Origin of the sequence: Micromonospora sp. DT62, assembly GCF_049847285.1 — a bacterium.
GTDB classification, from domain to species: domain Bacteria; phylum Actinomycetota; class Actinomycetes; order Mycobacteriales; family Micromonosporaceae; genus Micromonospora; species Micromonospora reichwaldensis.
Map to the genome: position 1 here is coordinate 54634 of NZ_JBNCOB010000025.1, position 25080 is coordinate 79713.

Sequence of the window (25080 nt, forward strand, 5' to 3'; positions counted from 1 at the left end):
CCCGCGAGGGTGCCGCGCCGGACCGCTCGCAGGGCGGGTCGGCCCAGCCTGCGCCCCCGCCGCCTAGGGGCACCCGTAGGGGCACGCTAGGGGTTGTGACCGCCGTCCGGCGACAATTACCTTTCGTCCGGCGCGTAAGACCTGGTGGGGGCTGAAACGCTTTTTGTCTGGCAATTCGTGGTCGGCTGAATGGGCTTAGATCTTCGCGGCTTGTGGCGTCTGTGGACGGTATTGGGTCGCCTGTTTCTTTCCGGCCCGAAGAGGTGGCGTCAATGGCGACTGAAGATACGCTCCGGGAGTACCTGAAATGGGTGACGGCGGACCTTCACCAGACCAGGAGGAAGCTCGGCGAGCTTGAGGCGGCCAATCGGGAGCCGATCGCCATCGTCGGCATGGCCTGCCGGTTCCCGGGCGGGGTGGGCTCGCCCGAGGAGCTGTGGGAGCTCGTCGACTCCCGCCGCGACGCCTTCTCCGCGTTCCCCGCCGACCGCGGCTGGGACCTGGCGCGGCTGTTCCACCCGGACCCCGACCACCCCGGCACGTCGTACGTCGCCGAGGGCGGCTTCATCGACTCCGCCACCGAGTTCGACGCCGCGTTCTTCGGCATCTCGCCGCGCGAGGCGCTCGCCATGGACCCGCAGCAGCGGCTGCTGCTGGAGGCCGCCTGGGAGGCGTTCGAGCACGCCGAGCTCGACCCGTCGGCGCTGCGCGGCCATCAGGTGGGGGTGTTCGCCAGCACCACCGGCCAGGACTACGTGGGGCTGCTCCAGCAGCCGCCGCCCGGCACCGAGGGCTACATCCTCACCGGCACCGCGGCCAGCGTCGTCTCCGGCCGGATCTCGTACGCGCTCGGCATCGAGGGCCCCGCCGTCACCGTCGACACCGCCTGCTCGTCGTCGCTGGTCGCCCTGCACCTGGCCTGCCAGGCGCTGCGGCAGGGGGAGTGCACCCTGGCGCTCGCCGGCGGTGCCACCATCATGTCCACCCCGTCCGCCTTCATCGGCTTCAGCCGCCAGCGGGGCCTGGCCATGGACGGCCGGGTCAAGTCGTTCGCCGCCGCCGCCGACGGCACCGCCTGGGGCGAGGGGGTCGGCCTGCTGCTCGTCGAGCGGCTCTCCGACGCGCGGCGCAACGGCCACCCCGTCCTCGCGGTGGTGCGCGGCAGCGCGGTCAACCAGGACGGCGCGAGCAACGGGCTGACCGCCCCCAACGGCCCGTCCCAGCAGCGGGTCGTGCTCCAGGCGCTGGCCAGCGCCCGGCTCGCGCCGGAGCAGGTCGACGTCGTGGAGGCGCACGGCACCGGCACCACCCTCGGCGACCCCATCGAGGCGCAGGCGCTGCTGTCGACGTACGGGCAGGGCCGGCAGCCGGACCGGCCGCTCTGGCTCGGCTCGGTCAAGTCGAACATCGGGCACACCCAGGCCGCCGCCGGCGTGGCCGGGGTGATCAAGATGGTGATGGCGCTGCGGCACGAGACCGTGCCGGCGACGCTGCACGTCGACGCGCCCACCCCCAACGTGGACTGGACGGCCGGCGCGGTGTCGCTGGCGACCGAGCCGCAGCCGTGGCCCGCCGGGGAGCAGCCCCGCCGCGCGGGCATCTCCTCCTTCGGCATGAGCGGCACCAACGCCCACGTGATCATCGAGGAGGCTCCCGCCGCCGACCCGGCCGCGGTGGACGCCCGGGACGACCCCGCCGCCGCGACCGACGCGGGCACCGTGCCGGCCGCCGCCGACGCCGCACCGGTCGACGGGGCCGGCCTCGTGCCGGTGCTGGTCTCCGCCCGCGACGCCGAGTCCCTGGCCGCGCAGGCGACCCGCTGGGCCGACTGGCTCGACGGCCGCCCCGAGCTGCGGCTGACCGACGTCGGCTGGTCGTCGGCGCGTACCCGGGCCAGCCTCGAGCACCGGGCCGTGCTGCTCGCCGCCGACCGTGCCAACCTGGCCGACGGCCTGCGCGCGCTCGCCACCGGCGGCGACGCCCCGGGCCTGGTCACCGGCGCCGGCCCGCGCGGCGGCAAGCTCGCGTTCCTCTTCTCCGGCCAGGGCGCGCAGCGCAGCGGCATGGGCCGCGAGTTGGCCGCCGCGTTCCCCGTCTTCGGCCGGGCGCTCGCCGAGGTCTGCGCCGAGCTGGACCGGCACCTGCCCCGCCCGCTCACCCCGGTGCTCTTCGCGCCCGAGGGCGACGAGGCCGCCGGGCTGCTCAACCAGACCCTCTACACCCAGGCCGGCCTGTTCGCCGTCGAGGTCGCGCTGTTCCGGCTCCTGGAGAGCTGGGGGATCGTCCCGGACGTGCTGCTCGGCCACTCGATCGGCGAGCTCTCCGCCGCGCACGCGGCCGGCGTGCTGTCGCTGCCCGACGCCGCCACCCTCGTGGCCGCCCGGGGCCGGCTGATGCAGGCCCTGCCGGCCGGCGGCGCGATGCTGGCCGTCCAGCTCCCCGCCGACGCCGTCCGGGCCGCCCTGGCCGGCGTCGAGGACCGGGTCGCCGTGGCCGCCGTCAACGGGCCCACCGCCGTGGTCGTCTCCGGCGCGGCCGACGCCGTCGAGGAACTCGAACGCCGCTGGGCCGACCAGGGCGTACGCACCAGGCCGCTGCGGGTCAGCCACGCCTTCCACAGCCCGCTGATGGAACCCATGCTCGCCGAGTTCGCCGCCGTGGTGCGCGGGCTGGAACTGCACCCGCCGACGCTGCCGATCGTGTCGAACCTGACCGGCACGGTCGCCGACCCCGACGAGATCCGCACCGCCGAGTACTGGGTGCGGCACGTGCGGGAGGCAGTCCGGTTCGCCGACGGCGTCGACCAGCTGCGCGCCCTCGGTGTGCGTACGTTCCTGGAGGTCGGCCCCAGCGGCGTGCTCACCGCGCTGGCCCGCGACGTCCTGACCGCCGCCGGCGCCGACGACGACACCGCCGCCGTGGCGCTGCTGCGCCGCGACCGCCCCGAGCCCGCCTCCGCCCTCACCGCCCTCGCCGAGCTGCACGTCGGCGGGGTCGAGGTCGGCTGGGCGGAGCTGTTCGCCGGCGCCGACACCGCGCGGGTGCCCCTGCCCGCGTACGCCTTCCGCCGGCAGCGCTTCTGGCCCGAGCCGCCGCCCGCCGCCCCCGACGCCGTGGCGGCGGACGGCGACGACGAGTTCTGGACCGCCCTGGAGCAGGCGGACGTCGACACCCTGCGCGGCGAGCTGGGCGACGACGACGCGCAGGTCCAGGCGCTGCTGCCGGCCCTGCCCGTGCTCACCTCCTGGCGCCGCTCCCGGCGGGAACGCTCCCTCGTGGACGGCTGGTCGTACCAGGTGACCTGGCAGCCCGTGCCGGTCGAGGACGGCGACGGCCCGGCGGGCCGCTGGCTGGTCGTGCTGCCGGCCGACGACGCGCCGGCGTGGGCCGACGGCCTGGCCGGGCTCTTCGGCGACGACGAGCCGCTGGTGCTGCGCGTCGGCGCGGCGGACCTCGACCGCGCGGCGCTCGCCGCCCGGCTGCGGGACCTCCTCGACGGCCGGCCGGTCGACGGCGTGCTCGCCGTGGTCGCCGGCCAGGACCGGCTGCTGGCCGAGCACCCCGGCGTGACCCTCGCCGCGGCCAACATCCTCGCCCTGGTCCAGGCGATGACCGACCTGGACCTGGTGGCGCCGCTGTGGTGCGTCACCAGCGGCGCGGTGGCGGCGGCCCCGGGCGACCGCGTCGCGCACCCGTTGCAGACCGAGGTCTGGGGCCTCGGCCGCGCGGCGGCCGTCGAGCAGCCGCACCGCTGGGGCGGCCTGGTCGACCTGCCGGCCACCGTCGACGACGCCACCACCCGGCGGCTCGCCGCCGTGCTGGCCGGTCACGTCGGCGAGGACCAGGTGGCCGTCCGGCCCGGCGGGACCTGGGCCCGCCGGCTCACCCCGGCCCCGCCCGCGGCGGACGAGCCCCCCGCCGGCGACTGGTGCTCCGGCACCGTCCTGGTCACCGGCGGCACCGGCGCCCTCGGCGGCCACGTCACCCGCTGGCTGCTCGGCCGCGGCACCGGGCGGGTGGTCCTGGCCAGCCGCCGGGGCACCGCCGCCCCGGGCATGGCGGACCTGCTCGACCGGTACGGTGCCGACGGGCGGGTCACCGTCGCCACCTGCGACGTCACCGACCGGCGCTCCGTGGCGGACCTGGTGGACTCGCTGCCCGACCTGACCGCGGTCGTGCACGCCGCCGGCACCGACCAGCTCACCCCGCTGACCGACACGACCCTCGACGAGTTCTCCCACGTCGTCGCGGGCAAGGTGCTCGGCGCCCTGCACCTCGACGCCTGCCTCGCCGAGCGCGAACTCGGCGCGTTCGTGCTCTTCTCCTCCATCTCCGGCGTGTGGGGCAGCGCCGGGCAGTGCGCCTACGGCGCCGGCAACTCCCTGCTGGACGCCCTGGCCGTCAACTGGCGCGACCGGGGCCTGCCGGCCACCGCCGTCTCCTGGACGGCCTGGGGCGGCGAACACGGCATGGCCGCCGAGAACGTGGCCACCGAGCAGCTCAACCGGATGGGCCTGCCGCCGATCGACCCGGCGAAGGCGCTCGTCGCCCTCGACCGGGCGCTGCGCCGCCCGACGCCCTGCGTGACCGTCGCCGACGTCGACTGGAGCCGGTTCCACCCCGCGTTCACCGTGGCCCGGCCCAGCCCGTTCCTGGGCGGCGTGCCGCAGGTGCGGGCGCTCGTCGCGCAGGAGGAGGAGGCCGCCGCGCCCACGGGCGGGGTCGCCGCGCCGCTGCGCCACCTCGCGGCGCTGCCGGCGGCGGAGCAGGAGCGGGAGCTGCTGCGGCTGGTCAACGAGCAGACCGCGGCGGTGCTGGGCCACGCCACGCCCGACGAGCTGCGCGGACGCCCCTTCAAGGACCTCGGCTTCGACTCGCTGACCGCCGTGGACTTCCGGGGACGGCTGAACGCGGCCACCGGCCTGCGGCTGCCCACCACGCTGGTCTTCGACTACCCCACCCCCGCCGAGCTGGCCGCGCACCTGCGCGAGCTGGTCTCCGGTGCCGCCCCCGCCGACGCCCCGCAGACCGTCGTCGTCGACGCCGACGAGCCCGTCGCGATCGTCGGCATGGCCTGCCGCTACCCCGGCGGCGTCGACGGGCCGGAGGCGTTCTGGCGGCTGGTCGCCGACGGGGTGGACGCCATCTCGCCGTTCCCCACCGACCGGGGCTGGGAGATCCCCGAGCCGGCGGAGGGGACCCACCCCCCGGCGGGTGGCTTCCTCTACGACGTGGCGGACTTCGACCCCGCCTTCTTCGAGATCTCGCCCCGCGAGGCCCTCGCCATGGACCCGCAGCAGCGGCTCACCCTCGAGACGTCCTGGGAGGCGCTGGAGCGGGCCGGGGTGGACCCGGCGACGCTGCGCGGCACCCGTACGGGCGTCTTCGTGGGCGCCTCCACCTCCGGCTACGGCACCGGGCTCACCGAGGTCCCCGAGGGCGTCGAGGGCTACCTGATGACCGGCGCCGCGCACAGCGTGATCTCCGGCCGGGTCGCGTACGCCCTCGGGCTGGAGGGACCCGCCGTCACCGTCGACACCGCCTGCTCCTCGTCGCTGGTGGCGCTGCACCTCGCCGGGGCGGCGCTGCGGCGCGGCGAGTGCGACCTGGCGCTGGCCGGCGGCGTGGCCGTGATGGCCACCCCCACGGCGTTCCAGGAGTTCTCCCGCCAGGGCGGCCTCGCCTCCGACGGGCGGTGCAAGTCCTTCGCCGCCACGGCGGACGGCACCGGCTGGTCCGAGGGCGTCGGCATGCTGCTCGTGCAGCGGCTCTCCGACGCCCGGCGGCAGGGCCGGCGCATCCTCGCCGTCGTACGCGGCTCCGCCGTGAACTCCGACGGCGCGTCGAACGGCCTGACCGCCCCCAACGGCCCCTCCCAGCAGCGGGTGATCCGGCAGGCGCTCGCCAGCGCCCGGCTGGCGGTCACCGACGTGGACGTCGTCGAGGCGCACGGCACCGGCACCGTCCTCGGCGACCCGATCGAGGCGCAGGCCCTGCTGGCGACGTACGGGCAGGACCGGGGCGACGCGGGCCCGCTGCTGCTGGGCTCGGTCAAGTCGAACATGGGCCACGCGCAGGCCGCCGCCGGTGTGGCCGGCGTGATCAAGATGATCCTGGCGATGCGGGAGGGCACCGTACCGGCGACGCTGCACGTGGACGAGCCGTCGCCGCACATCGACTGGTCGGCCGGCGACGTGGAGCTGGTGACCCGGTCCCGGCCGTGGCCGGCGGTCGACCGGCCCCGCCGGGCGGCGGTCTCCTCCTTCGGGATCTCCGGCACCAACGCCCACGTGGTCGTCGAGCTGCCCACCGACGCGCCCGCCGACGCCGAGGCGGCCGACACCCCGACGCCGCCGGCCGCCGGTGCCCAGGCGCGGGAACGCGCCGCCGGGCTGGTCGCCGCCGACGTGGTGGTGTGGCCGGTCTCGGCCCGCTCGACCTCGGCCCTGGCCGCGCAGGCGTCCCGGCTGGCCCGGCACCTGCGGGCACACCCGGGCCTCGCCCCGGCGGCGGTCGGCTGGTCCCTCGCGGCGACCCGCTCGGCGTTCGACCGGCGTGCCGCGGTGCTCGGCGCGACCCCCGGCGAGCTGCTGGCCGGCCTGGACGCGCTCGCCGCCGGCACCCCGGCCGGCAACGTGCTGACCGGCACCGCCGCCAACCACGGCGCGGGACCGGTGTTCGTCTTCCCGGGCGCCGCCCCGGCGGGCGCGGCGGCCGGACTCGTGGGCCACTGCCCGGTCTTCGACGACACCCTCGCCGAGTGCCGGCGGGCCCTCGCCCCCTGGGTCGACGTCGACCCGGCCGCCCTGCTGACCGGCGCGGACGCCTCCTGGGGCGAGCGGCCGGAGCTGGCCCGGCCCGTGCTGTTCGCCGTCGGGGTGGCGCTCGCCGCCGTCTGGCGGCACGCCGGGCTCACCCCGGCCGCGGTCGTCGGCGACGGCGACGGCGAGGTCGTGGCCGCCCACGTGGCGGGCCTGCTGTCCCTGTCCGACGCCGCCCGGACGGTGGCGCTGCGGGCCCGGGCCGCCGCGGGCGAGCTGGACCCCGAGGGTCTCCGCGTCGCCCTGGCGGGGCTCGCCCCGCAGCCCGGGACCGCCCGGCTGGCCTCCACCGTCACCGGGGACTGGGCCGACGCGGCCACCCTCGGCGCCGACCACTGGGCCGACCCGGCCACCCTGGGAGCCGTTCCGGCCGGCCTCGGAGCTGATCCGGCCGTTTCCGGAGCCGACCGCCCGGGCAGCGGGGCCGGGGGAGCGGAGCAGCTCGACGCCGCCCTGCGCGTCGCCGTCGACGCCGGACACGTGACCTTCGTGGAGATCTCGCCGGAGCCGGCGCTGACCGACCGGGTCGCCGCCGTCCTCGACGCGACCGGCGTCACCGGCCACGTCCTGGACACCCTCGCCGGGTCGGACGACGCCGCCACCCGGCTGCTGACCGGCTTCGCCACCGCGTACACCCTCGGTCTGGCGGTGGACCACCGCCGGCTGCTGCCCGAGGCCGAGCCGGTCGACCTGCCCACGTACGCCTTCGACCGGCACCGGTACTGGCTGGAGCGCACCGGCGCGCACCGCTCGGTCCTGCCCGCCGTGGGCCTCGACGTGGTCGACCACCCGCTGCTCAGCGCGGTGGCCGACCTGCCCGGCGACGAGGGCCTGCTGTTCACCGGCCGGATCACCCTCGGCACCCACCCCTGGCTGGCCGACCACGCCGTGCTGGGCACGGTGCTGCTGCCCGGTACGGCGCTGGTGGAGCTGGCGTCCTGGACCGGCCGGCAGGCCGGCGCGGCGACCGTCGCCGAGCTGAACCTGGAGGCGCCGCTGGCGATCCCCACCGAGGGAGGAATCGACCTGCGGGTACGCGTCGGCCCGCCGGACGAGACCGGGCACCGGCCCGTCGCCATCCACACCCGGCGCGACGACGACACCGGACCCGACGGTTCCCGCACCTGGCAGCGGCACGCCTCCGGCCAACTCGCCGACACCGTCGACCCGGAGCCCGCACCGGCCGCCGTGTGGCCGCCCGCCGACGCCCAGCCGATCGCCCTCGACGGGCTCTACGCCCGGCTCGCCGCCCAGGGCTACCACTACGGCCCCGCCTTCCGGGCGCTGCGCGCCGCCTGGCGGTCGGGCCCGGACATCCTCGCCGAGGTCGCCCTCGACGCCGACGCGTCCACCGACACCACGGCCTTCTCGGTGCACCCGGCCCTGATGGACGCGGCGCTGCACGCCATCGGCGCCAGCGCCACGGCCGGCGCCACCGACGCCGATGCCGACGGCGCGGCGCCGGCCCCCGACGGCGGCCCCGACATCCGCCCCGGCCTGCCGTTCACCTGGTCGGGCGTGACCATCCGGCCCACCCGCGCCCGCGAGCTGCGGATCCGGCTGCGCGCCACCGACGCCGGATCCGTGGCCCTGACCATCACCGACACCGGCGCGACCCCGGTCGCCTCCGTCGACGGTCTGGTCCTGCGGCCCATCTCCGGCGAGCAGCTCAGCGCCGCCCGCCGGTCGGCCAGCCGGTCCCTGCACCGCCTCGACTGGGTCGCCCCCGCCACCGGCCGCGCCGACGGCACGTCCCGGCTCGTCGCCCTCGGCGACGACTGGCCCGGCGCCGACCGGCACCCGGACCTCTCCGCGCTGGTCGCCGAGGTGCGCGCGGGCGGTCCGGTGCCCGACGCGGTGCTGGTGACCTGCGCCGGACCGGCCGCCGACGAGCCGCACCCGGCCGCCCAGGCGCACCGCGTCGCCCACCGGATGCTCGCGCTGGCCCAGCAGTGGCTCGCCGAGGAGTCCCTGACCGCCGCCCGGCTGGTGGTGGTCACCCGCGGCGCGGTCCGGGTCGACCCGGACGAGCGGATCGCCGACGTGCCGGCCGCGACCGCCTGGGGCCTGCTGCGCTCCGCCCAGTCGGAGAACCCCGACCGGATCGTGCTCCTCGACGTCGACGACGACGCCCCGGCCGCCGCGCTGCTGCCGGCGGCTCTGGCCACGGGCGAACCCCAGCTCGCGGTACGCGCCGGCCAGCTCCGGGTGCCCCGGCTGACCCGGCTCGGCCCGCCCCCGGCCGAGGCGCCCGGCCCCGACCTGGCTGCCGGCACCGTCCTGGTGACCGGGGCGACCGGCCTGCTCGGGCGGCTCGTGGCGCGGCGGCTGGTGACCCGGCACGACGTACGGCACCTGCTGCTGGTCAGCCGCAGCGGGGCGGACGCCCCGGGCGTCGCCGCGCTGGTCGACGAGCTGGCCGGACTGGGCGCCACCGCCCGGGTGGTCGCCTGCGACGTCACCGACCGCGACGCGCTCGCCCTGCTGGTCGACCAGATCCCCGCCGACCTGCCGCTGACCGGCGTGGTGCACGCCGCCGGGGTGCTCGACGACGGCGTCCTGCCCGCGCTCACCCCGGACCGCTTCGACACCGTGCTGCGCCCCAAGGTCGACGCGGCCTGGCACCTGCACGAGCTGACCGAGAAGCTGGACCTGTCCGCGTTCGTGCTCTTCTCCTCGGCGGCCGGCCTCTTCGGCGGCCCCGGGCAGGCCAACCACGCGGCGGCGAACTGCTTCCTCGACGCCCTCGCCCAGCACCGGCGCGACCGGGGACTCCCGGCGCTCTCGCTGGCCTGGGGACCGTGGGTCAACGACACCGGCGACGGCCAGACCGGGCACGTCGACGAGGCCCGGATGAACCGGGGCGGCTTCGTCCCGCTCGGCGCCGACGAGGGCATGGACCTGTTCAGCGAGGCGCTGCGCTTCGCCGAGCCGGTGGTCGTACCGGTCAACCTGGACCTCGCCCTGATCGGCCGGCACGGGCCGGCGGCGGTCCCGCCGGTGCTGCGGTCCCTGGTCCGGCCGGCGACCACCGGCGCGGTACGGGCCGCCGAACGCGATCCGGCCGAGGCGCTGCGGGAGACCCTGGCCGCCACGGCGGAGGCCGACCGCGACCAGGTGCTCTCCGACCTGGTCCGCACCCACGCCGCCGCGGTCCTCGGCTACGCGTCGATCCGCTCGATCGACGTCGAGCGCGGCTTCGTCGAGCTGGGCTTCGACTCGCTGACCGCCGTCGAGTTCCGCAACCGGCTCAACGCGGCCACCGGGCTGCGGCTGCCGTCCACGCTGATCTACGACCGGCCGACCACGGCCGCGCTGGTCGAGTACCTGCGGGGCGCGCTGCTGGCGGAGCGGAGCACGTCCGCGCTGACGGTGCTCGGCGAGCTGAACAAGCTGGAGCACGCCATGCGGGCGGTGGCCTCCGCCGACACCGACCGGGCCGCCGTCGGCGCCCGGCTGCGTGAACTGCTCTCCCTGTGGACCTACACCGAGTCCGGTGCGGACTCCGCCGCCGACGAGGGCGCCAGCCTCGAGTCGGCCTCCGCCGAGGAGATCTTCAGCCTGCTGGACGAAGAGTTCGGCTCGGCCTGATCCGGCATGTCGCACACCTCGAACCCCGATACGGAGTGGCCCGATGCCCACTGAGGCCGAGTTCCTCGACTACCTCCGGCGTGCGACTGCCGACCTGCGCGACGCGCGGCGGCGGGTGCGCGAGGTGGAGGCCAAGGACCGCGAGCCGATGGCCGTCATCGGCATGGCGTGCCGGTTCCCGGGCGGCGTGTCCAGCCCGGCGGAGCTGTGGGACCTCGTCGACCAGGGCGGCGACGGGGTGGGCGACTTCCCGGCCGACCGGGGCTGGGACCTGGAGCGGCTCTTCAACGTCGACCCGGACAACCCGGGCACGTCGACCAGCAGCCAGGGTGGCTTCCTCTACGACGCGCCGCAGTTCGACCCGGGCTTCTTCGGCATCAGCCCCCGCGAGGCCCTGGCGATGGACCCCCACCAGCGGCTGCTGCTGGAGACCTCCTGGGAGGCGTTCGAGCACGCCGGCATCGACCCGCAGCGGCTGCGCGGCAGCCGGACCGGCGTCTTCGCCGGGGTGATGTACCACGACTACGCGTCGCGGGTGCTGGACCTGCCCGACGGCGTCGAGGGCTACATCGGCACCGGCAACTCCGGCAGCGTGGTGTCCGGGCGGGTGGCGTACACCTTCGGGCTCGAGGGCCCGGCGGTCACGGTGGACACGGCCTGCTCGTCGTCGCTGGTCGCCGTGCACCTCGCGACGCAGGCGCTGCGCCAGCGCGACTGCGACTTCGCGCTCGCCGGCGGCGTGACGGTCATGTCCACCCCGGGCACCTTCGCCGACTTCTCCCGCCAGCGGGGCCTGGCCTCGGACGGCCGGTGCAAGTCGTTCGCCGCCGCCGCCGACGGCACCGGCTGGTCCGAGGGCGTCGGCGTGCTGCTGTTGCAGCGCCTCTCCGACGCCCGCCGCGACGGCCGGCGCATCCTCGCCGTGGTCCGGGGCAGCGCCGTCAACCAGGACGGCGCCAGCAGCGGGCTCACCGCCCCGAACGGCCCGTCGCAGGAGCGGGTGATCCGGCAGGCCCTCGCGAACGCCCGGCTGTCCCCGGCAGACGTCGACGTGGTCGAGGCGCACGGCACCGGCACCACCCTCGGCGACCCGATCGAGGCGCAGGCGCTGCTGGCCACGTACGGGCAGGACCGGGGCGAGGGCGGGCCGCTCTGGCTGGGCTCCGTCAAGTCGAACCTGGGCCACACCCAGGCCGCCGCGGGCGCCGCCGGACTGATCAAGATGATCGAGGCGATCCGGCACCGGACCATGCCCGCCACCCTGCACGTCGACGAGCCGTCCCCGCACATCGACTGGTCCGCCGGGCAGGTGTCGCTGCTGACCGAGGCACGCCCGTGGTCGGGCACCGACCGGCCGCGCCGGGCCGCCGTGTCGTCGTTCGGCATCAGCGGTACGAACGCGCACGTCATCCTGGAGGAGGCGCCCGTCGACGACGCCCCGTCCACCGACGAGGCCCCGCCCGCCGCCGACGCGCCGGTGGCGCTCCCGCTCGCCCCGGTGTTCCTCTCCGCCCGTACGCCCGAGGCGCTCGCCGGGCAGGCCGGCCGCTGGGCCGACCACCTCGCCCGCGTCGACTCCCCGCGCCCGGTGGACGTCGCGGCCTCCTCGGTCAACCGCGCGGGGCTCGAACACCGCGCGGTGGTCCTGGCCGGCGACGCGGACGACCTGCTCGCCGGGCTGCGGGCCCTCGCCGCCGGCGAGCCGACCGGCACCGTCACCACCGGCGCGTCGGCCCCGCGCGGCCGGGTGGCCTTCCTCTTCTCCGGCCAGGGCGCGCAGCGCGCCGGCATGGGTCGCGAGCTGTACGCGGCCTTCCCGGTCTTCGCCGCCGCCCTCGACGAGGCGTGCGGGCACCTCGACCCGCTGCTGCCGCGCGCGCTGCGTGAGGTGCTGTTCGCCGGGGCGGGCACGCCCGAGGCGGAGCTGCTGGACCAGACGGTCTTCACCCAGGCGGGCCTGTTCGCCGTCGAGGTGGCCCTGTTCCGCCTCGTCGAGTCGTTCGGGGTCGCACCGGACCTGGTGGCCGGGCACTCCATCGGCGAGATCGCGGCGGCACACGTGGCGGGCGTGCTCTCCCTGGCCGACGCGTGCGCGCTGGTCGCCGCGCGGGGCAGGCTCATGCAGGCCCTGCCGGCGGGCGGCGGCATGCTCGCCGTGGCGGCCGACGAGGCCGCGGTCGCCGCCTCCCTGGCGGGGCTGACCGGCCGGCTGGACGTGGCCGCCGTGAACGGCCCCGCCGCCGTGGTGGTGGCGGGCGACGTCGAGGCCCTCGACGAGGTGCAGCGGGTGTGGTCCGAGCGGGGCGTGCAGACCCGCCGGCTGCGGGTCAGCCACGCCTTCCACAGCGCCCGGATGGACCCGATGCTGGCCGAGTTCGCGGCCGTCGCCGAGGGTCTGACGTTCCGGCCGCCGACGATCCCGGTGGTGTCGAACCTGACCGGCCGCGTCGCCGACGCCGACCAGCTCTGCGACCCGGGCTACTGGGTGCGCCACGTACGCGGCACCGTGCGCTTCGCCGACGCCGTCGACTGCCTGCGCGCCGAGGAGGTCGACACCTACCTGGAGGTGGGGCCGAACGGCGTCCTGACCGCCATGGCCCAGAACTGCCTCGCCGAGCGCGCGGAGGACGACACCACGCCCCTGCTGGCCCCGGTGTCGCGCCACGACCGGCCCGAGCCGCAGGCCCTCCTGGAGGCCCTCGCGCTGCTGCACGTGCACGGTGTGACCGTCGGCTGGGCGGACCTGCTCGACCGGGCCGGCGGCCGGCACCTGGACCTGCCGACGTACGCCTTCCAGCACCAGCGGTACTGGCTGGAGCCGGCGGGCCGGTGGACGGACGTCTCCGGGGCGGGCCTCGGCGCGGCCGGGCACCCCCTGCTCGGCGCGGCCGTCTCCGTGGCCGGCGAGGACATGGTGGTGCTGACGGGCCGCCTGTCCACGTCGACGCACGCGTGGCTCGCCGACCACTCCGTCTCCGGCGTGGTGATCGTGCCCGGTGCCGCCCTGGTGGAGTTGGCGGTGCGGGCGGGCGACGAGGTGGGCGCGTCGCGGGTGCGGGAGTTGACCGTGGCCGCGCCGCTGGTCCTGCCGTCGGCAGGTGCGGTGCGGGTGCAGGTACGCGTCGGCGCGGCCGACGAGGCGGGCACCCGGTCGGTGACCGTGCACTCCCAGCCGGAGGAGGCCGTCGACCCGGAGTGGGTCCGGCACGCGGAGGGTGTGCTGGAGCCGGCGTCGGCCGACGAGCCGGGCGTGGGGGAGTGGCCGCCGGCCGGCGCGTCCGAGGTGGACGTGGCGGGCTGGTATCCGGCGCTGGCCGAGCGCGGCCTGGCGTACGGGCCGGTGTTCCGGGGGCTGCGCCGGGTGTGGACGACCGGCGGCGACGAGGTGTTCGCCGAGGTGGCGTTGCCGGACGAGGTGGTGGGCGACGCGGCGGGCTTCGGGGTGCACCCGGCGCTGCTGGACGCCGCCCTGCACCCGATCGGGCTGCTGGCCGGTGCGGAGGGCTCGGGCGGGCCGCGGGTGCCGTTCGCGTTCGAGGGCGTGCAGGTGCACGCCTCGGGTGCGCGGGTGCTGCGGGTGCGGCTGACGCGCGCGGGCTCGGCGGTGCGCCTGGTGGCGTGCGACGAGTCGGGCGCGGCCGTGGTGTCGGTCGACTCCCTGGCGCTGCGGGAGCTGACCGGGGTGTCGTCGTCCCCGGACGCGTCGGCCCGGTCGCTGTTCGAGGTCGCCTGGCAGGCCCAGGAGGTCACCCCGGCCGGGGACGTCTCCGGGTGGGCGCTGGTGGGCTCGCCCGCCGCCGCCGACCTGCCGGCGTACGCCGACGTCGAGGCGGTGACCGCGGCCGCCGCCGGGCCGTCGGGCGTGACGCCGCGCTTGCTGCTGGTGCCGGCGGGCAGCCTGCACCGACGCCACCACGCCGGGACGGAGACCCGCCCGGTCCACGACGAGGGCGCCGACCTGCTGGCGGACGCCGCCGACAACGACCCCGACGCGGTACGCTCGGCGACGTCGCAGGTGCTGGCGACCGTCCGGTCCTGGCTGGCGGCCGACGCGCTGGCGGAGTCGCGGCTCGTGGTGGTGACCCGGGGCGCGGTGTCGGTCGGTGCGGACGACCGGGTGTCGGACCTGGGCGGGGCGGCGGTGTGGGGTCTGCTGCGCTCGGCGCAGTCGGAGCATCCGGGTCGCATCGTGCTGGCGGACGTCGACGGCGACGTGGATGCCGGGCTGCTGGGTGTGTTGGCCTCGGTGGCCGACGAGCCGTCGACGCACGGCGGTCAGGTCGCGGTGCGTTCGGGTGGGGTGTTCGTGCCGCGTCTGGTGCGCGTGGTCGCCCCGGCGTCGGTGGAGACGCCGGTGGTGGGTGACGGTGTGGTGCTGGTGACCGGTGGTACGGGTGCGTTGGGTGCGCTGGTGGCGGAGCACCTGGTGTCGGTGCACGGCGTGCGGTCGCTGGTGCTGGTGTCGCGGCGTGGTCCGGAGGCTGCGGGCGCTGGCGAGCTGTCGGAGCGGCTGACGGCGCTGGGCGCGTCGGTGCGGATTGCCGCCTGCGACGTGACGGACCGGGACCAGGTCGGCGCTCTGGTTGCCGAAGTCGCTGCCGAGGGTCGGCTGGCGGGTGTCGTGCACACCGCCGGTGTCCTGGACGACGGGATCGTGGAGGGGCTGACGACCGAGCGGCTGGCCGGGGTGTTGGCGCCGAAGGTGTCGGCCGGTTGGTTCCTGCACGAGGCGACGGCGGGTCTGGATCTGGACCTGTTCGTGGTGTTCTCGTCGGTGGCGGGTGTGCTCGGTTCGCCGGGTCAGTCGGCGTACGCGGCGGGCAACGCCTTCCTCGACGCCCTGGCGGTCTACCGGCGGCAGCTCGGGTTGTCGGCCGTGAGCCTGGCGTGGGGAATGTGGGACACCCCCGGCATGGGCGCGTCTCTCGACGAGGCGGACCGGGCGCGATCGACCCGGGGCGGCGTCACCGCGATGAGCGCCGAGACCGGGCTGCGGCTGTTCGACGCCGCCCTGACCGCCGACCGGCCGGCCCTGGTACCTGCCGTGATCGACCTGGCCGCCCTCCGGGCCGCGGCCGGCGCCGGCCTGGTGCCGCCGATGCTCCGCAACCTGGTCGGTACGACCACGACGCGCCGCCAGGCGGGACAGGGCACCACCTGGGCGACCCGCGTCAGCGGCCTCGCCCCCGACGAGGCGCGGGCCCAGATCGACGTGCTGGTACGCGGCCTCGTCGCGCAGGTGCTCGGGCACGGCGGCGCGGAGGCCGTGCCGGCCGACCGGGCGTTCCGGGAACTGGGCTTCGACTCGCTGACCGCCGTCGACCTGCGTAACCGCGTCAACGCGGCCACCGGCCTCCGGCTGCCCTCGACGCTGGTGTTCGACTACCCGACGCCCCAGGCGCTCGCCGCCCACGTACACGCCGAACTGGCCGGCGCCGCCGCCGGTCCCGTCACGTCCGGGGCGCGGGCCACGGCCGGATTCGACGAGCCGATCGCCATCGTGGGCATGGCCTGCCGCTACCCGGGCGGCGTCGAGACGCCCGACCAGCTCTGGGCGCTGCTGGCCGCCGGCGGCGAGGGCATCGGGGAGTTCCCCACCGATCGCGGCTGGGACCTGGAGAGCCTGTTCGACCCCGACCCCGACCACCCCGGCACGTCGTACACGCGGCACGGCGGTTTCCTGTACGGCGCCGGCGAGTTCGACCCCGGCTTCTTCGGGATCTCGCCCCGCGAGGCCCTCGCCATGGACCCGCAGCAGCGGCTGCTGCTCGAGGCGTCGTGGGAGTCGTTCGAGTCGGCCGGTCTCGACCCGCAGCGGCTGCGGGGCAGCCGGACCGGCGTCTTCGCCGGCGTCATGTACCACGACTACGCGTCGCAGCTCATGGAGCTGGCCGACGAGGTCGAGGGCTACGTCGGCACCGGCAACTCGGGCAGCGTCCTGTCCGGCCGGGTCGCGTACACGTTCGGCCTCGAAGGCCCGGCCGTCACCGTCGACACCGCCTGCTCGTCCAGCCTCGTCGCGCTGCACCTCGCGGCGCAGGCGTTGCGCTCCGGCGAGTGCGATCTGGCGTTGGCCGGTGGCGTGACCGTCATGGCCACGCCCGGCACGTTCATCGAGTTCTCCCGGCAGCGGGGCCTGTCGCAGGACGGCCGCTGCAAGTCGTTCGCCGCCTCGGCCGACGGCACCGGCTGGTCCGAGGGCGTGGGTGTCCTGCTCGTGCAGCGGCTCTCCGACGCCCAGCGGGAAGGCCGGCGCATCCACGCCGTGCTGCGGGGCACGGCCGTGAACCAGGACGGCGCGTCGAACGGCCTGACCGCCCCGAACGGCCCGTCGCAGCAGCGCGTTATCCACCAGGCACTCGCGAACGCCCGCCTGACCCCGGCCGACGTCGACGCCGTCGAGGCGCACGGCACGGGCACCACCCTCGGTGACCCGATCGAGGCGCAGGCCCTGCTGGCCACCTACGGGCAGGAGCGTCCGCAGGATCGGCCGTTGTTGTTGGGGTCGGTGAAGTCGAACATCGGGCACACGCAGGCGGCTGCCGGTGTGGCTGGTGTGATCAAGATGGTCATGGCGATGCGTCACGGTCTGGTGCCGGCGACCCTGCACGTGGACGAGGCGTCGCCGCACGTGGACTGGACGGCCGGGGCGGTGGCCCTCGCGACCGAGCCCACCCCGTGGCCGGCCGTGGGTCGGCCGCGTCGGGCAGCGGTGTCGTCGTTCGGCATCTCCGGCACCAACGCGCACGTGATCATCGAACAGCCGCCCGCCGAGGCGGTCGACGCACGCGCCGCCGACCGTCCGCGCGCCGGCGTCGTACCCCTGCTGCTCTCCGCCGTGGACGCCCCGGCGCTGCGCGAACAGGCGGCCCGGCTGGGCGCGCACCTCGCGGCGCACCCGGAGCTGGAACCGGCCGACGTCGCGCACGCCCTGGCGACCACCCGGGCGGTGTTCGGGCACCGCGCCGTCGTCCTCGGCCGCGACACCGTCGGCCTGACGCGGGCCCTGGAGTCGCTCCGCCTCGGCGAGGCCACCCCCGCCACGGTCACCGGCACCGCGCTGCGCGGCGGCGACCCGGTCCTCGTCTTCCCCGGCCACGGCGACCCGTGGCCCGCCACGGCCGTCGAACTGCTGGACCGGTCGCCGGAGTTCGCCGCCTCGATCGCCGCCTGCGAGGCGGCCCTCGCACCCCACGTGGACTGGTCGCTCACCGCCGTCCTGCGCGGCGCGGACGGCGCCCCGCCCGCGACGGACCCCCGGGTGACGCACCCCGTCCGGTTGGCCGTGGCGGTCTCGCTGGCCCGCTGGTGGCGTTCGCTCGGCGTCCGGCCCGCCGCCGTGGTCGGGCACGCCCACGGCGAGGTCGCGGCCGCCTGCGTGGCCGGCGCGCTGTCGCTGGAGGACGCGGCGAGGACGATCGCCCTCGGCAGCCGGGCCGACGCCGACCCGGACGCGCTGGCCGGGACCACCCTCGGGCCGGTCGAGGTGCCGCTGCACTCGGCGGCGACCGGCGGACGGGTCGACACCGACGGCCTCGACGCCGCCCGCTGGTACCGGGGGCTGGCCGACGGCGTCGACGTCGACCCGGTCGTGCGCGCCCTGCTCGCCGACGGCCACCAGGTCCTCGTCGAGGCCGCCACCGGGCCCGTGCTCGCCGCCGGAATGCGGGAGATCGCGCAGGGCGTCGACGACGCCGTCGTGGTGGCCGCCGCCGACACCGACACCGGCGGTTGGCCCCGGATGCTGACCGTCCTCGCCGGGCTGCACGTGCACGGCGTGCCCGTGGACTGGACGGCCGTCCTCGGCGCCCGCACCGGCCCGCCGGTGGAGCTGCCGACGTACGCCTTCCAGCGCCAGCGGTACTGGCCGCAGGCGCAGGTCACGACCGGCCCCGCCCTCGCCGGCCAGGACGAGGCGGACCGGCACTTCTGGGAGGCCGTGGAACGGGCCGACCCGCAGGCGTTGGCCGCCGCCATGCGGATCGACGAGACGGCGGCCCGGTCCCTCGACCCCGCGCTGCCGCTGCTCTCCTCGTGGCGCCGACGCCGCCGCGACGAGTCCACCGTGGACTCCTGGCGCTACCGGGTGACCTGGAAGCCGGTGACCGTCGCGCCGGAGGCCACCCTGTCCGGCGCCTGGCTGCTGCTGGTGCCGACGGACGGCGCCGCGCACCCCCTGGTCGACGGCGTCGCCCGGGCCCTCACCGAGGGCGGGGCCGAGGTCGTCCGGATCGACGTGCCGGAGACGGACCGGCAGGCGCTGGCCGAGCGGCTGGCGCGTACCGGCACCGTCGCCGGCGTGCTCTCCCTGCTCGGCCTGGACGACGTCGCGCACCCGACCCACCCGGTGGTGCCGGCGGGCCTCGCCGGCACGTACGCCCTGGTCCAGGCCCTCGGCGACGCCGGGATCACCGCCCCCCTGTGGTGCGCCACCACCGGCGCGGTCTCCACCGGCCGGGCCGACCCGCTCGACCGCCCCCGCCAGGCGATGCTCTGGGGCCTCGGCCGGGTGGTCGCCCTCGAACACCCGGACCGCTGGGGCGGCCTCGTCGACCTGCCCACCGAGCTGGACCCCCGGGACCGGGCCCGGCTCGTGGCGGTGCTGGCCGGCGTCGACGCCGAGGACCAGCTGGCGCTGCGCCCCTCCGGGGTGTTCGCCCGGCGACTGGTCCGGGCCCGCGCCGAGCGCACCGCGACGGGGGACTGGCGTCCCGCGAGCGGCGCCGTCCTGGTCACCGGCGGCCTCGGGTCGATCGGGGCCCAGGTGGCGCGCTGGCTGGCCCGCGAGGGCGTCGGCGAGCTGGTGCTGACCGGCCGCCAGGGCCCCGCCACGCCCGGCGCCGACGAGCTGGCGGAGGAACTGCGCGCCGCCGGCGCCACCGTCACCGTGGCCGCCTGCGACGTCGCCGACCCCGCCGCCGTGCGGGCCCTCGTCGAGCGGCTCGCCGGGCAGGGCACCCGCATCGGGGCCGTGTTCCACACCGCCGGCGTCGCCCACGCCGCACCGGTCGCGGCCACCGACGTGGCCGACCTCGCCGACGCCCTGCGGGCCAAGGTGGCCGGCGCGGTCAACCTCGACGAGGTGTGCGGCGACGAGCTGTCGGCCTTCGTGCTCTTCTCCTCCGGCGCGGGCGTCTGGGGCGGCGGGCACCAGGGCGGCTACGCCGCGGCCAACGCCTTCCTCGACGCGCTCGCCGAGGACCGGCGACGGCGCGGCCGGGCCGCCACCGCCATCGCCTGGGGCGCCTGGGACGGCGGCGGCATGGTCGACGCCGAGGGCGCCGCCGACCAGATGTTCCGCTCGGGCGTCCGGGCCATGCGCCCCGACCTCGCGGTCTCCGTCCTGGCCGAGGCGCTCGACCACGGCGACACCACGCTCACCGTGGCGGACATCGCCTGGGACCGGTTCCTCCAGACCTACACGCTGGCCCGCCCCCGGCCGCTGATCGCCGACGTCCCGGAGGTGGCGCGGCTGCTCGCCGCCGGGCAGCGCGACGGCGACGGGCCCGACGCGGCCTCGCCGCTGCGCGGCCGGCTGGCCGGACTCGCCGCACCCGAACGGCGTCGCGTCCTGCTCGACCTCGTACGGGTCCACGCGGCGGCGGTGCTGCGCCTGTCCTCGCCGCAGGCGTTGGCGGCGGACCGGTCGTTCCGGGAGATCGGCTTCGACTCGCTCAGCGCCGTCGAGATGCGCAACCGGCTCGCCGAGGCGGTGGGGCTGAACCTGCCGGCGACTCTGGTCTTCGACCGCCCGACGCCCGACGCTCTCGCCGAGCACCTGGCGACCCGGCTCACCGGCGACGACACCCCGGCGGCCGAGCCCGTGCGGGCCGCCACCGCGCTGGATGAGCCGATCGCCATCGTCTCGATGAGCTGCCGCTATCCCGGCGGCGTCGCCGGCCCCGAGGACCTGTGGCGACTCGTCGCCGAGGGGCGCGACGGCATCGCGGAGTTCCCGAGCGACCGGGGCTGGGACCTGGCGGCCATCTACGACCCCGATCCCGACCGGCCCGGCACCTCGTACGTGCGGGAGGGCGGCTTCCTCACCGACGCCGCCGGCTTCGACGCCGCCCTGTTCGGCATCTCCCCGCGCGAGGCGATGGTGATGGACCCGCAGCAGCGGGTGCTGCTGGAGAGCGCCTGGGAGCTGTTCGAGCGCTCCGGCACCGCGCCGGCCGACATGCGGGAGACCAACACCGGCGTCTTCGTCGGCACCAACGGCCAGGACTACGCGACGCTGCTGATGGCCGCCCGGGTCGAGACCGAGGGCTACCAGGCCACCGGCAACGTCGCCGCCGTCATCAGCGGGCGGCTGGCGTACCACTTCGGGTTGCAGGGCCCCGCCGTCAGCGTCGACACCGCCTGCTCGTCGTCGCTGGTGGCGCTGCACCTGGCCTGCCAGTCCCTGCGGCAGGGCGAGTGCGACGTCGCCGTCGCCGGCGGCGTGACGGTGATGGCCACCCCCGGGCCGTTCCTGGAGTTCGCCCGGCAGCGGGGGCTGGCCCTCGACGGCCGGTGCAAGTCGTTCGCCGGGGCCGCCGACGGCACCGGCTGGGGCGAGGGCGTCGGCCTGGTGATGTTGCAGCGGCTCTCCGACGCCCAGCGCGACGGCCGGCGGATCCTGGCCGTCGTGCGCGGCTCGGCGATGAACCAGGACGGCGCCAGCAACGGGCTGACCGCCCCCAACGGGCCCGCGCAGGAGCGGGTGATCAGCCAGGCGCTGGCCAACGCGCGGCTGACCGCCGCCGACGTGGACGCCGTCGACGGGCACGGCACCGGCACCCGCCTCGGCGACCCCATCGAGGCGCAGGCGCTGCTGGCCACGTACGGGCGGGACCGGCCCGCCGACCGGCCGCTGCTGCTCGGCTCGGTCAAGTCGAACATCGGCCACACCCAGGCCGCCGCCGGCGTCTCCGGCGTGATCAAGATGGTGATGGCGCTCCAGCACGACCTGCTGCCGCCCACCCTGCACGTGGACGAGCCCTCGCCGCACGTCGACTGGTCGGCGGGCGCGGTCGCGCTGCTGACCGAGGCGCAGCCGTGGCCGGAGGCGGACCGGCCGCGCCGGGCCGGCGTGTCGTCGTTCGGGGTCAGCGGCACCAACGTGCACGTCATCCTCGAACAGGCGCCCGCCGCCCCGCCGGCCGACACCGGGACGCCCCGGCCGGCCGACGGACCGCCGGTGCTGCCCTGGGTCGTCTCGGCCGACACCGCCGGCGGCCTGCGGGCCCAGGCGGCCCGGCTGGCCGACTGGCTGCCGGGCACCGCGACGCCCGCCGCCGACGTGGCCCGGGGACTGGCCACCGGACGTTCCCCGCTGCGGCACCGCGCGGTGCTGCTCGCGGCGGACGCCGACGCGGCCCTCGCCGGCCTGCAGGCACTTGCTGCCGGCGAGGAGCACCCCGGACTCACCCGGGGCGTCGCCGAGCCCGGCGGCGCGCTGGCGGCGCTCTTCTCCGGCCAGGGCGCCCAGCACGCCGGCATGGGCCGTCGCCTGTACGAGACGTTCCCGGTCTTCGCCGCGACGGTCGACGAGGCGTGCCAGCACCTGGACGCGTACCTGCCGCGGCCGCTGCGCACGGTGCTCTTCGCCGAGCCCGGCACCGCCGAGGCCGACCTGCTCGACCAGACGGCCTTCACCCAGGCCGGGCTCTTCGCCGTCGAGGTGGCGCTGTTCCGGCTGCTCGAACACTGGGGGATCCGGCCCGACTTCGTGGCCGGGCACTCCGTCGGGGAGATCAGCGCGGCCCACGTGGCCGGCGTGCTCGACCTGCCCGACGCCTGCGCGCTCGTCGGCAACCGGGGCCGGCTGATGCAGGCCCTGCCCGCTGGCGGCGGGATGCTCGCCGTCGCCGCACCCGAGGTCGACGTGCTGCGGGCGCTGGACGGCACGTCGGGACAGGTCGCCGTCGCCGCCGTGAACGGGCCGGCCGCCGTCGTCGTCGCCGGGGCGCAGGACGCGCTGACCGAGCTGGCCGACCACTTCGCCGGACTCGGCGTGCGTACGAAGCGGCTGCGGGTCAGCCACGCCTTCCACAGCCCGCTGATGGAGCCGATGCTCGCCGACTTCGCGGCCGTGGCGGCGAGCCTGTCGTACGCCCCGCCGACGGTGCCGCTGGTGTCGAACCTGACCGGCGCGGTCATCGACGCCGAGCAGCTCTGCACCCCCGACTACTGGGTCCGGCACGTCCGCGAGGCGGTCCGCTTCGCCGACACCGTCACCCACCTGCACGCCCACGGGGTGACCCGGTTCCTGGAGATCGGGCCGGACACCGTGCTGACCGCCCTGACCGCCGACGCGCTGCCGGCGGACGCCCCGGTCACCGTGACCGGCGTGCAGCGGCCCGGCCAGGACGAGGTGGCCACCCTGCTCGGCGCGGTGGCCCGACTGCACTGCCACGGCGTGGCCGTCCGCTGGTCGCGGCTGCTGCCCGGCGCCGGTCCCGTGGACCTGCCCACGTACGCGTTCGACCACCAGCGGTTCTGGCCGACCCTCGACGCGGCGCCGGCGCACGCCTCCGCCGCCGCGCCCGACGACGTCGACTCGGCGTTCTGGCGGGCCGTGGCGTCGGGCGACGGCGACGCGCTCGCCGGCCGGCTCGGCCTCGACGCGGACCGGCCGCTGCGCGAGCTGCTGCCGGACCTGGACCGGTGGCGGCGCCAGCAGCAGGAGGACACCCTCGCCGGCGGCTGGCGCTACCGGGTCACCTGGCGTCCGCAGGTCCTCGCCCCGGGTGCCGTCGACGGCACGTGGACCCTGGTCCACAGCGGCACGGACCAGTCGGTCGTCGACCGGCTCGCCGAGCTCGTCACCGCCCGGGGCGGCACCGTCCGGCAGCTCGCCGTCGACCCGGCCACGACCGACCGCACGGCGCTCGCCGCGCAGCTGGCCGGCGCCGCGCCGACCCGGATCGTGTCGCTGCTCGCCCTCGACGAGCGACCGCAGCCCGACCACCCCGCCGTGCCGCTGGGCCTGACCGCGAACCTCGCCCTGGTGCAGGCGGTCACGGACGCCCTGCCCCCGGTGCCGCTGTGGCTGCTCACCCGGCAGGCAGTCGCCACCGCCGACGGCGACCCCGTCGTCCGTCCCGCCCAGGCCACCACGTGGGGCCTCGGCCTGGTGACCGCGCTGGAACACCCCCGGCACTGGGGTGGGCTGCTGGACCTGCCCGAGACCCTGACCCCGGCCGCCGCCGAGCACGTCCTGGCGGCGCTCACCGCCGCCGGGCACGAGGACCAGCTCGCGGTGCGCGACTCCGGCACGTACCTGCGCCGGCTGGCCCGCGCGCCCCGCGCCGAGGCGGCGGCCGACTGGCAGGCGCCGGGCACCGTCCTGGTCACCGGCGGCACCGGCGCCGTCGGCCGGTACGCCGCGGCCTGGTTCGCCCGGCACGGCGCGCGGCGACTGCTGCTGGTCAGCCGGCGCGGCGCGGCGGCCCCCGGCGCGGACGAGGCGGTGGCGGAACTGGCCGCCCTCGGCGCCGAGGCCCGGGTGCTGGCCTGCGACCTGGCCGACCGGGACGCGGTCGCCGAGCTGGTCCGTGGCCTGCGCGCCGACGGCGAGACCGTGCACGCGGTGGTGCACGCCGCCGGGGTGGGCCGGCTCAACCCGGTCGCCGCGGTCACCGGGGCGGAACTCGCCGACGTCGTCTCCGGCAAGATCGCCGGCGCCCGGCACCTCGACGAGTTCCTCGACCCGGAGCCGCTCGACCTGGTCGTGCACTTCTCCTCCATCGCGGCCGTCTGGGGCGTCGGCGACCACGGCGCGTACGCCGCCGGCAACGCCTTCCTGGACGCCTGGGCGCAGTCCCGGCCGGCCGGAGGGCCCCGGCACCTCTCGGTGAACTGGGGACCGTGGGCCGGCGGCGGCATGGTGACCGACGCGCACGCGGCGGCCATGAGCCGACGCGGGGTGTCCCTGCTGGACCGGGAACCGGCGATGGCCGCCCTGCGCGCCGGCCTCGACGGCGACGACACCGCCCTCACCGTCGCCGACATCGACTGGGACCGCTTCGCGCCGGTGTTCGCCTCCGCCCGGCCCCGGCCGCTGATCAGCGAGATCGCCGAGGTGGCCGCCCAGGCCGCGGCGGCGCGGGCCGACGCCGAGGACGGCGACCAGGTCGCCGGCGAGCTGCGCAAGCGGCTCGGCGAACTGTCGCAGGCCGAGCAGGCGCGGCTGCTGGTGGACCTCATCCGCACCGCCGCGGGCGAGGTCATCGGCCACGACAGCCCGTACGCCGTCGAGGCCGGGCGGCCCTTCCGGGACCTCGGCTTCGACTCGCTCACCGCCGTGGAGTTGCGGGGCCGGCTGGCCCGCTCGACCGGGTTGAGCCTGCCCAGCTCGGTGGTGTTCGACTACCCGACCCCGCAGGCGCTGGCCGAGCACCTGCGGGCCGAACTGCTCACCGAGGCCTCGGTGGAGGCGCTGCCGACGCTGGCGGAGCTGGACCAGTTGGAGAGCGCCCTCGCGCTGCGGGACCCGGACGACATCGGCCGGGTGCGGATCACGATGCGGCTGCACAGCCTGCTCGAACGGCTCGGCACCGCCGAGGAACGCCGGGAGGAGACCGCCGAGGTCGCCGACCGGCTGCGGGTGGCCAGCAACCAGGAGCTGTTCGACCTCATCGACCAGGACCTCGGGCTCTCCTGAGCCGCCCAGGGACCTGTG

General features: G+C 77.0%; 2 protein-coding genes. Both read left to right on the forward strand.

The window, feature by feature from the left end; all coding sequences use genetic code 11:
• Positions 1-263: 263 nt before the first annotated feature.
• Positions 264-10412, forward strand: a complete 10149-nt coding sequence (locus ACPXCB_RS25960) for a type I polyketide synthase (protein WP_425878254.1) — start codon at positions 264-266, stop codon at positions 10410-10412.
• 43 nt (positions 10413-10455) lie between these two features.
• A complete protein-coding gene (locus ACPXCB_RS25965; RefSeq protein ID WP_425878255.1) occupies positions 10456-25062 on the forward strand; it encodes a type I polyketide synthase in 14607 nt (4868 codons plus the stop codon).
• Positions 25063-25080: the final 18 nt, after the last annotated feature.